The sequence below is a fragment of the Stieleria sp. genome (assembly GCF_041595215.1).
GTDB classification, from domain to species: domain Bacteria; phylum Planctomycetota; class Planctomycetia; order Pirellulales; family Pirellulaceae; genus Stieleria; species Stieleria magnilauensis.
On the sequence record NZ_JBFHKV010000169.1, the window covers coordinates 1 to 10,506 of the forward strand.

The window sequence follows — 10,506 nt, forward strand, 5'->3', positions numbered from 1 at the left end:
GAGCGGCTAAAGCCTGGACACCAGCGCAGGTTGGTGTCCAGCCTTGAGGCGCATCCCGGTCGCTGCGGAGCAGCGAAATGGGCGGCTAAAGCCTGGACACCAGCGCAGGTTGGTGTCCAGCCTTCAGGCGCAACCTGCCTCCAGGGACTTCACCGATGGTTGCCCGTCGTTTCGCGGTAGGCGGTGGCCATGATGTCGTTGGTCGCCATGCCGAGTTCGCCGGTCACCGTCGGGGGTCGGCCGGAGAGAAGGGCGTCGGTGAAGTCGCTGATCAGTGGGGCGTGCAAATTGGCGTGCGGGGGATGCGACTCGGTACGGCGTCCTTCTGCGGTGATGATCGTCAAGTCGCCGCCGTTGAGGTCTTCGGTGGTCGCTCGACCGTCGGTGCCGATCACTTCCAAACGGTCCGGTGTGTCGACGGTGCCGAAGTAGCATTGCAGCACGCCATGGCACCGGTTTTCGAATTCGATCAGCAGCGATGCCATGTCTTCGGTGTCATGTTCCGGCGATGGGGCGCAGGACGCTTGGACGTGTCGCGGTCTGCCGAAGAGTTGCAGGAACAAGTCCAATCGGTGGCTGCCGATGTCCATCAGCGGGCCGCCGCCACCGAGGGCTTTCACGACCCGCCAGTCTTCGGTGGGGAATCGTGTCGGATTGCCCGTCGTCGCCAGGATCGAAAGCGGACGCCCCAGGGTCCCGTCGGCGATCAATTCGGCCAACCGCAAGACGACGGGATAAAAACGCCGGTAGTACGCCACGCCCAAGGTGACTTTGGCCGTGGAACAGGCGGTGATCATCCGCTGGCATTCCGCTGGCGAATAGGCCATCGGTTTTTCGACCAGCACGTGTTTGCCGGCTTGGGCGGCGGCGATCGTTTGGGCGCAATGCCGGTAGACCGGAGTGGCGATGTAGATGGCGTCCAGGTCTTCGCGGGCAAACAGTTGCTTCGCCGACGTCGTCAACGTGGGGATGTCGAATCGTTTTCCAAAATCCTCCAGCAGGTGTTCGGTCCGCCGGCAGGCGGCCGCCAATTCGGAGCGTTCATCGGCGATGATCGCGTCGGCAACCCGTTTGCTGGCGATATCGCCGCACCCCAGCAATCCCCAGCGTATCGTCATGATGCGTTTTGCGTTTCCGAGGAAGTCATTGGCGGCGAATGCCGCAGAGAAAAGATCGGACGAAAAGTAGAGAAGACATCCAGCCTCACCGATCCTGGGATGACGGTCTGGAAGCCAATCCCAGCCCAAACGCGACGTCCTGCGTGCCGACGCGTCTAGACCTTCAGCGAAACTCGAAGCTCTTCATCGCTGTTTGGATGGGACCTGTCAAGTGTGTTGATTCTCAGCCGCAGCTCAGAATCAGAAAAAGTCCCCTGCACCCAGCCGCTTGGCTGTTTTGCATCGAAAACGTAAGCGACGGCGGGAAGGTTGACCAAATGAAGTTGCGCGGCGTCGCCGTCAAGCACTCGGTTTTCCCAGCGATGCGTGTGCCCGTAGAAGTAGGCTTTCACTCGAGGGTGCTGCTGCAACAAAGTTGTAAACGCCGCCGTGTCTTTCACGCCCGAATAGGCTTTTCCGCCAGCGGGTGGTGAGAACTGCAGGTTGTGGTGGCCGACGACGACGACCGGGCGCTGCGTGTCGGCGGCCAGGAATTCCTTCAGCCACTGGAGCTGCGCCGCGCCGATCTCGCCGGTGACTTGATTGACTTTCCAGAGCGAGTCCAACAGCACGACGTCGGTCTGGCCGAGTCGGATCACATCGACATGCTTGTCCTCGACCGCGACGTCGTTGGATTGCTGATCGTTGAGGGCTTGATAGAGCGGGCCGCGGTCATCATGGTTGCCCATCGTGACGTGCAACTGGAGGCCGGCGTTGTTCAGCGGCGCGACGAGTTCCGCAAAGGTGGCGTAGTCACCCGGCAGCCCTTTCAGATACGCGCAGTCGCCGTTGACGATGACGTGCGATCCGGAGGGGAGAGCGTCGACGACTTGACCGACGACCTGTTCCAAATGCTCCGCCATCCGGATGCCCCGCGCGACGGTGTTGGTGTCGGCGTCAATGTGCGTGTCCGACAGAAACGCCATTTGCGGTGCAGGTTGCGGAGCCGGCTGGGCGTTCGCGGCGGTGGAAAAGGCGAGGGTGGACGACGCAGCGATCGCCTGGAACTGGCGGCGGTTGATTCGGTGGTTCATGGATGGGTGTTGATTCGGGTGATTCAAGGTGCTGGTGTGGGTAATGATTGTAAACGATGGGTCACGCGCCGGTCGCTGACGCTTCCCGCTGGTGCATGTCAGCACGTGGCGTGAGCCAGTGGCGCGTGTGTGTCGGTGTCAAACGCACCACGCGCCGGTCGCTGATGCTTCCCGCTGGGGTTAGTTGCGTAGACTCGCCTGCAGGTACTCGATCAAATCGGCCATCGCTTGGGGCGGGATCGCTTTTTCGAAGCCTTCGGGCATGATCGATTGATTGGTGTTTCGGAGCAACTCGATGTCCTGCCGCAAAATGGTGTCGGACACATTTTCCGCGCGGCGCAGGGTGATGCTGTTGGCGTTTTCCGATGCGATCATGCCGGCAACCGTCCGGCCGTCGGTGGTCAACACGACGTAGTTGACGTATTGCGGATTGACTTCACGGTTGGGGTCCAACACGTTGGTCAAAATCGATTCGCCGCCGCGTGTGGCTGCTGCGGCCAAGCTGGGACCGATCGCGTGCCCGACATCGCCCGACTGATGACAGCCGGCACATTGCTTCTTAAATACCTCGGCACCGCGCTGGGCATCACCGGTCAACTGAAACGTTTCCTGGTACTGTTGGATGACCGCCTCCCGTGACGGACCCTTGGTCGTTGCCAGGTAGCCTTCGGCCCGTTTTCGCAGTTCCGGATCGCGGCTGGAGGCGAGTGCATTCCAACGCGCCAACGAAATGTCCGCCGCGTCGATCGTTCCTGCATCGATGGCATCCAGCACGGCGGCCGATCGCTTGGCGGTCGCAAACAGGACGTCGCCGGCGGCACTGCGAAGCCGCGGACTCCATGTCGGCCAGGGTCCCAACAGAATCTCAACCAACTCGGGCGACTCGCTGCGGTCCAACGCACCGATGACGGCCAGCTGTAACTCCGACGATTCGCTATCGCGCAAGACCTTCACCAGCGTGGGGAAGATTTGATCGATCGGTGCGTCGGCCAACCAGCCGATCGCCCGAATGCGTTCGGCATCGGAGTGCTTCGTCTCGGCAACCTGGGCCAACGCCATCGAGATCAGACCGGCGGCGAGCGACTCGGCGCGAGCATACAGTTCCTCGCCGATTGAATCCCGACGATCGGCCCGATTCAAACGCCCGATTGCGGGTAACAAGCCGGGATGATGCGCTGCGCTGACCAACGCAGAAAGCGACCGACGCCGCTGGTCGTTCTTGTCACCACGGTCGATTTGGCTGGACAGACGCAGCAGGAACGGGGCAAGCGGTTCGACGGAGTCGGATTTCAACAACGCGGCAAACAATCGATCCGGGTGACCGCTCGTGGAACTCGACACGGCGGTCTGGATCCAGCGATCGGTGGGGTTTTGCAGTGCCAGCTCGGCGAGCCAATCCGACTTGGCCTCGAACGAAAACTCACCGAGCGAAAACGCCAGTTGATAGCGGACGTCGATCGATGGATGGCGAACCAGCGGTTTCAGATCGCCAACGATGTCTTGGTCCGACGCAAACTGTTCGGCCAATCGAATCGCATGGCGGACGACTTGGGGATGAGGATCGTCAAAGCGGTCGATCACGTCCTGGGGCGTGAGCAAACCGAGGCCGTCGAGCGCGTAAAGCGAATGCAAGCGTCCCTGGGCGGACGAGCTTTGTCCGACTTGACGACGCAGCGTCTCGCCGATCGTTTTGTCCTGGCGTTGGTAGATCAATCGGGCCGCCGTCTCGCGGTGCCAAGCGTTGGGGTGCTGTAGCAACTTTGCCAACGACTCGGTATCGAACGTGTCCAGCTTGGGAGTCGGCCGATGGTGGTACCCGTCGGGCACGACGCGATAGATTCGGCCCCGATTGCGACCTGATGTCAGGTCCACATGTTGCTTGATCTCCGGCGGAAGACTTTTGGGGTGTTCGATGACTTCGCGGTAAACGTCCACGACCGAGAGTGCGCCATCGGGGCCGCAAGCGAATTGGGCAGGCCGAAACCAGTTGTCTTTGGAAGCCACGAATTCCGATTTCGGATCGATTCGTTCTCCGATCAACTGCACACCCGCCGGCGTCAGACGTTTGCGATGGATCAGGTTGCTGCCGACATCACCGACGATTGCCAGCGCGTGATCGTCTTGGGGCCAGGCGTCGCCGCGATAGATGGTCACGCCGGTCGCACCGGTGAAGTAGCCTGCCGCGCGGCCGCCGCCTTCGATCGGGCCGCGAACGAGTCCCGCGACGCGCAGCCGTGTTCGGACGACGCGCCACGGTTCGACCGGGCTGATCCGAAACACTTCGGCTTGCGGTCCATCGGCGGCGATCGATTGACGAGCCGACGGGGCGACCAGCAACGGGTTCCGTTTGATGTAGCGATCTTCGTACATCACTTGTTGCAGGTGATCGCTGTTGGAGGAAACGAATTTGCGTCCCCAGTCATCAAAACACATTCCGTGCTGGGCGCCGCCGCTGGTCAATGTGAACGCGTAGGTTTCCGGATCAAACGCCATGTCGTGTCCGCGGACTTCCACGGCCGCAGATTCGTCTTCGTCGGCTCGTCGTACTTTGCCGCCGACGGTGCCGCAGGCCAGATGGATGCGGTTGTCTAAACCCCAATGAAAGGAGTTCAATAGGCCTTGGACGTTTCCGATCGAGAATCCGGTGAAGACGACTTTCTTTGAATCGGCGACGCCATCACCGTCGTGATCCTTCAGGTAAAAAATGTCCGGCGCGTCGGCCACGAACAGGCCTCCGTCGTAGGGAAACAGGGCCGTCGGCCAGAGCAAGTTGTCGGCGTAAACGGTGTGGCGATCGAAGACGCCGTCGTCATCGGTATCGATCAGCCGCGTGATGCGTGAGAGCTTGTCATCGCGGTCTTCGCTGTAGCCACGCATCTCACAAACAAACAGTGCGCCGTCGGCATCCCATTCGATCGCCACGGGGCTGTTGACCAAGGGCTCGGCGGCGACGAGTTGAATGTGGTAACCGTCGGCGACCCGGAAATCATCGAGGGTGTCGCCGGGTTCGGTCGGTGCGATCCGCGGCAATTGATCGGCGAAGTCGGCGGCAGGGGTGGGGGTAAAAAAGAGCAGGGCGGCCAGGCAGGGGAGGAACAAACGGTAGGACAGACGAATCATGATGCGTCGGACTAAGGCGGGAGGGGGAGGGAAGGGGGAGGGGGAGCTGATGTCGAGAGAAGCTACTCTCGCCAGAGCGTGGACGTTCCGCCGTCTGGCGACGGCAGCTACGCAGCCGCCAGTCATTGACCACTCGTTGCTGAGTCTTCCACGCCGAGCAACTGCGCGATGTTGTCCATCAGAATGCGTTCGCAACTTTTGTCGACGCGCGACGCCCGCGGGCTGGTTTCGTAGCCGCCTTGTCCGTAGGCGATCTCGGTGCCGATGTAGCCTGGACCATAATCACCATAGGCGGCCATGGCGACGTGCAAGTCGTCGCGCATCTTCTTCGCGGCCAGTTGGTATTCGACGAACAGCTCTCCGGGCATGTGCAGCACGCGAACATCGCCGACGGCCAGGCACGCCAGGTCGATCTTGTGACCGGATTGACAGCGTCCGAGCCAAGCCAAGTCGGCGGGCACGTTTTGGGTGTCGGCTGACGATGGGTTCTGCAATGCCGCTTGCAACTGCTCTCGGTCCAAATGAGGTGCCGGCGGCAACGCGACCGGGGCGACCGACCAGGTAATCGATTCGGGGCGGACCGGGAAACGCTCGGCAGAATCGAACGCGCGTTTCATCGCGTCGGCGACACGGGTGGCCAGGATCAAACGATTCGCCTTGTCGCCGTCGTTGTATTTCCCCGCGCCGATGTTTCCGCCGGCCCCATTGAAATGGATGTGCATCGTTTCGGGGACGTCTTGCCCGCGGATGATTCGTGCGATGCCGGGGAAATCGGGACTGGGGACGCCGGTGCGGTAATAGCTTTGCGGATGACAGGCATAGTAGGTCATCGAAGCAAGCGCCTTGTCGCCGTCGTAGAACACCAGGCAATTCAGTTCGGGGTCGATCGTTCCTTCCGGTTCGGCTCGCAAGTCAGGGTCGCGGCAGGTGGTGTACCGCGTCGCTTTGACCTTTCCGTCGGGACCGAGCAACCGTCGGTTCGACGCAACGTTCTCGACGACGGCCGTGCCGAATCCGGCGTGTGTGATCGGCTGGGCGTGGGGCAGGGCGGCGGTGACGGTTTGACCAAGCTGGTGCAGCACGCCGCGTTGGAAAGAGCTTTCGTACGGGCCCAGATCCGTCGCGCCGGCGTGGTGGAGGATCTGCTCGGCGGTGAAGTCGCAGCGTGGTGCGTCGTGTTGATGCAGGCAATGCACGGCGACGCGGTCACGAGTCGTTTCGGCGGCCGCCGCCAGGGCGTCGCGGAACGCATCGTGGGCGCCGTTGGCGATTCCGATCCAATCGACCGCACACAACACGATCGGCTGGTCGGCGCCCAGAATCACCAGACCGCGACATCGCAATCCCAGCTCGTCGCTGCGGCGAACCGGGTCGTAAGCCATCATCGAACCGACCGGCGGGGTGACGTCCAGATCGAAGGTCGCGATCTTGACGGTATCGCTTTCGGCGGCATGTCCGCGGGCAGCAAAGTCTGGAAGCCAACTCAGCACGAGCAAGGCGAGAAACACGAGAGCGTTGAGGCGGGGGCGATGAATCTTGTGCGACATAGAGAATCGTCTCGGCGGGAATTGGGGGGGAGGTGGGGTTTCCCATGATAGCCGGTCACGCCGCCGGAAACACGCTCGACGCGATCCATTCGTCTGGCAACTTTTGGGGAGCAAAAGACGACGCTGGCAAACCCGGATCAATTACAATCTCAGTTCCTGCCCGATCGTCCCACCCACCCGAGAAAGAGTTCCCAGTGATGCGTTTCTTCAAAATTTCCGTTTGCATGTTGTTGTCGTTCGTCGCCGCCGAAGCGATGGCGATTGATGTCGGTGACAAGGCGCCGTCCTTTGAGGCGACCGATGATCGCGATGAGACCTGGAAGTCGTCCGACCACGTCGGCAAAAAAATCCTGGTCGTCTATTTCTATCCGGCCGACATGACGGGGGGATGCACGGCCCAGGCCTGTGGCTATCGCGACAAGATGGATTCCTTTACCGCCGACGGTGTGGAAGTGGTCGGGGTCAGCGGTGACTCGGCCAAGAATCATCGCGTCTTCAAGAAAGCCCACCAGTTGAATTTTACGCTGTTGGCCGACACCGATGGGAAGGTCGCCAAAGCGTTCGGCGTCCCCGTCACCCTGGGTGAAAAAACGGTGACGAAGATCATCGATGGCACCGAAACCGATTTGTTGCGAACCGCCACGGCAAAGCGATGGACCTTTGTGATCGGGCTCGACGGCAAGATCGCCTACAAAGATTCCGCGGTCAACGCCAAGCAAGATCCAGAGAAGATCGAGGAAGTGATCAAGTCGTTGAAGTAGAAGGGCATGCGGTGCATGCCGCTCGTCTTTGGTAGGGCATGCTGTGCATGCCTTCTGTCACGCACAGCGTGACGTGGATGTCACACACAGCGTGACCTACGCAAACAGCGAGACTTGTTTCGCGGGTGCAGGGCGGTAGGCCGGTCGATCGATCGTGTAGCGGCGTAGCAGCGTGCCGGCCAGGGCGATACCGCTCAAATAGGCCGCTTCGACTCGGCTGCCGCCGCACCAATCACCACAGACGCCGATTCCGGTGGTGGCGTCGAAAAGGCATTCCTGATCGAGCGGTTTCTCGGGCACGGCGTAACGCCAACGGTGTGCGGTCGCGTAAAGCGGCTGCGTGACCGTTTCACCGAGCAGCGACTCGAAGGCCTGTTGCAAGGTTTGCAGGACACGGTCAGGGTCGTCATCGACGTGCGCATTCGACCATTCCGCCGACGCATGGATGACCCACGAAGCGGGTGAAGTCCGGCCGGGTTTCTTGTCGTTCCTTGCGATCCATGCGATCGGGCTGTTGTCGACAAACGCACCGTCATACGGGACATCCGACAGCGACGGGTCGGCAATCATCGCGGCCCAGCACGGACGCATGTTGACCGAGCGCACCGTCTCGGCCAACTCGGTATGGCCGTCGATCAATGCGAGCGTTTGAGTCGGCGGGCAGTTGCACAACACCACGTCGAAGGGTCCGTGTTTTTCCCCGTCGGTCGTTTCGATCTGCCATTGCCCGGCTGCCTCGGTCAAGCGCGAAATCGTTTTCCCCAACCGCAGCGTCAATCCTTCGGACAAATGTTTTGCGACGGCGTTCATGCCGGGGATGCCCAGGTAGCGGGGCGTGTCATTTTTTTCGCCGAGGATCTCGCCTTGGGCATCCAGGTGCACGATTCGACCCATCCAGGGTTCGACCACCCCGTCGTGAATCCAGCTGTTGACCAGTCGACAGAACCGTGCGTCGCGGGCCGTGAAGTACTGGGCGCCGTGATCAAACTGCAGCTCGCTCTTGGCGTCTGGGTGCGTGGCGCGGCGGGTGGCGGTCCGTCCGCCGACGCCGCGTGATTTGTCGAACACCGTGACATCGATTCCGTGATCGGCCAGCGTCCGTGCGGCCGTCAGTCCGCCGATGCCGGCACCGATGACCGCGACACGGGGAAGCGTCGCGGCGATGGGGCGGTCGACATGCCGGCGGAAACGTTGCAGATCGATTTGACTGGCGTGTTCCTCCACGCAGCGTGGACGGAGTTTGCCGATCACCGGTTGCTCGGGCGTGAACGGGCGATCGAACTGGCCGTAACACCAAAGCACGCCGCCGTAGGAGGCCGGGTTGCGACCATCGAGCGAGTAGCGGTGATTCAAATCCAACGTCAATTGAAGGGCGCGGGAGGGAGTGTCCAGCCAAGGGAGGAACGCTTTTCCCCACGTCATCCGGACGTTGTTGTGTAATTCGCCATGTTTGAGCAGACTGCGCTGGGCGGCGTCCCAAAGTGGGCGTCCCGTCTTGGCCCGCGCCAGGGTTTCCCAACTGCAATTGGCTTCACGCGGATCCCCTTCGTGGCGGCACAGCGACTGCTTGGCCCAATCCGGCACCGCGTCCAAACTGTCAATGATCTCGCGATGGTGAAAGCAATAGTGAAACGACATCTCACGCCAGGTCAGCAACTCGTCGAGAAACTTTTTCGCGTTTTGCTGTGCCGCTTCCCGAGCGATCCGGAACGGGCTGACCATTCCGTAATGCAGGTAAGCGCTCATTCGGCTGGCGCCTTCGGGTCGCAGCGGGTCGTGGCGCGCCTGGCGATACTTTTCCAGTCCGTGTGTTTTGAACGCGTTCCAACGCGCATATCCCGCGCGGGTTCCCCCGGGGGTGTCCGCGACCGGCGCGATCGAATGATCGATCCGGCACTGGCCGATCAAGGACGCCAGATCCACGTCTTGCAACGAGATCGGATGCAGGCCCAGTGACGACGTGAGCCCTTCGACGTCACACATTGGGACGTCGACCTGTTGTTCGGGATAGACCTTGGTTAACCGTTCGTCGTAGAGAGGTTGAGCGTGGCGGCGAAAGTCAGCGGCGGAGGTGAATGCCTGGTCGAGCAAGGTGACCGGGGCGACACAGGAGCAGTCGACGGTGGCTACCGGTGTCTTGCAGGTGGCGACCAATCGATCCATCCAGCCGACGAGCGGTTGCACCGGCATCTCTTCGGTGATCAGGCAAGCGGCCACACGCGTCAGGTTCCGCAGGTACGGTCCGCGTTGTCCTTGACGCTGCAAATGAAACGCGGCTACGATGCCGCGGTCGGCCAGTTCACGTTGCACATCGCGATGGCCCTGCAGCATGAACGCGTGCAGTCGGTCCGAAGCGTACGGGTACTCTTCGCTGAGCCCATGGTAGACCAGCAGTGGCAGTCCGTTTTGGCGGGCCAGGCAAATCGCGGCATCGAGCGCCGGGTTCTCGTGAGCACGCAGCGCGTTGTGCATCCAGTACAGCACAAACTGCCCTGGCTCGTACGCCCGCTCCTCGGGCGACGCCATCCAACGAAGACGCTCGGCAATGTGTTTGGGAAGTGCGGTGTCCAAGAGTTCCGGTCTCGGTCGGAGAAAAGACGATCCTGCGTCACATCGTATGACAGTGGCAAACCTTCAGCCGTGGCGGATCATCCAGCGGGCGAGGCGTCCGGGGGGCAGGCCAGGGCAAAGGTAGCGATTTGGCGGGACCACGTCTGGATGGGAATCGCGTCCATGCTGCTGTGCGAACGCCTGTGCCGCCAAGCGACCGCTAATCACGGCGCCTTCCATCGTGGCCGGCCAACCCGTTTGCGTCCAATCCCCCGCCAGAGCGAGCCAGGGCAGTTGCGTGGTCGCAGCCGGACGGATCGCATCGACATCCGGACGC

At 61.5% G+C, this 10,506-nt stretch carries 7 protein-coding genes; 1 reads left to right on the forward strand and 6 read right to left on the reverse strand.

Annotation, left to right across the window (positions count from 1 at the left end; all coding sequences use genetic code 11):
- Positions 1–149: 149 nt before the first annotated feature.
- The 4 genes from ABX749_RS09020 to ABX749_RS09035 all read right to left on the reverse strand — a co-directional run bounded on the left by ABX749_RS09020 (position 150) and on the right by ABX749_RS09035 (position 6,858).
- A complete protein-coding gene (locus ABX749_RS09020) occupies positions 150–1,118 on the reverse strand; it encodes a Gfo/Idh/MocA family protein (RefSeq protein WP_372895684.1) in 969 nt (322 codons plus the stop codon).
- A gap of 155 nt (positions 1,119–1,273) precedes the next feature.
- Positions 1,274–2,191, reverse strand: coding sequence for a metallophosphoesterase (locus tag ABX749_RS09025; RefSeq protein WP_372895685.1), 918 nt, complete (start codon positions 2,189–2,191; stop codon positions 1,274–1,276).
- Between the two features lie 180 nt (positions 2,192–2,371).
- Entirely contained in the window at positions 2,372–5,311 is a 2,940-nt protein-coding gene (locus ABX749_RS09030) for a PVC-type heme-binding CxxCH protein (RefSeq protein WP_372895686.1), read from the reverse strand.
- Between the two features lie 122 nt (positions 5,312–5,433).
- Positions 5,434–6,858, reverse strand: coding sequence for a hypothetical protein (locus ABX749_RS09035; RefSeq protein WP_372895687.1), 1,425 nt, complete (start codon positions 6,856–6,858; stop codon positions 5,434–5,436).
- Between the two features lie 197 nt (positions 6,859–7,055).
- Between ABX749_RS09035 and ABX749_RS09040 the strand changes: the two genes are divergently transcribed.
- Positions 7,056–7,619, forward strand: coding sequence for a peroxiredoxin (locus ABX749_RS09040; RefSeq protein WP_372895688.1), 564 nt, complete (start codon positions 7,056–7,058; stop codon positions 7,617–7,619).
- 96 nt (positions 7,620–7,715) lie between these two features.
- Here the strand turns inward: ABX749_RS09040 and ABX749_RS09045 are convergent, their stop codons facing one another.
- Together ABX749_RS09045 and ABX749_RS09050 are read right to left on the reverse strand one after the other, a co-directional pair.
- The gene (locus tag ABX749_RS09045; RefSeq protein WP_372895689.1) at positions 7,716–10,190 is read right to left on the reverse strand and encodes an FAD-dependent oxidoreductase; all 2,475 of its coding nucleotides are present in this window, start codon (positions 10,188–10,190) and stop codon (positions 7,716–7,718) included.
- A 63-nt stretch (positions 10,191–10,253) separates the two neighbouring features.
- The coding region (locus tag ABX749_RS09050; RefSeq protein WP_372895690.1) for an FAD-dependent oxidoreductase at positions 10,254–10,506 on the reverse strand (253 nt) is incomplete at its 5' end.

What these genes read in the sequence shown, in the direction of transcription:
- ABX749_RS09020 (WP_372895684.1), bottom strand. Translation starts at nt 1,118, where the DNA reads ATGACGATACGCTGGGGATTGCTGGGGTGCGGCGATATCGCCAGCAAA.
- ABX749_RS09025 (WP_372895685.1), bottom strand. Translation starts at nt 2,191, where the DNA reads ATGAACCACCGAATCAACCGCCGCCAGTTCCAGGCGATCGCTGCGTCG.
- ABX749_RS09030 (WP_372895686.1), bottom strand. Translation starts at nt 5,311, where the DNA reads ATGATTCGTCTGTCCTACCGTTTGTTCCTCCCCTGCCTGGCCGCCCTG.
- ABX749_RS09035 (WP_372895687.1), bottom strand. Translation starts at nt 6,858, where the DNA reads ATGTCGCACAAGATTCATCGCCCCCGCCTCAACGCTCTCGTGTTTCTC.
- ABX749_RS09040 (WP_372895688.1), top strand. Translation starts at nt 7,056, where the DNA reads ATGCGTTTCTTCAAAATTTCCGTTTGCATGTTGTTGTCGTTCGTCGCC.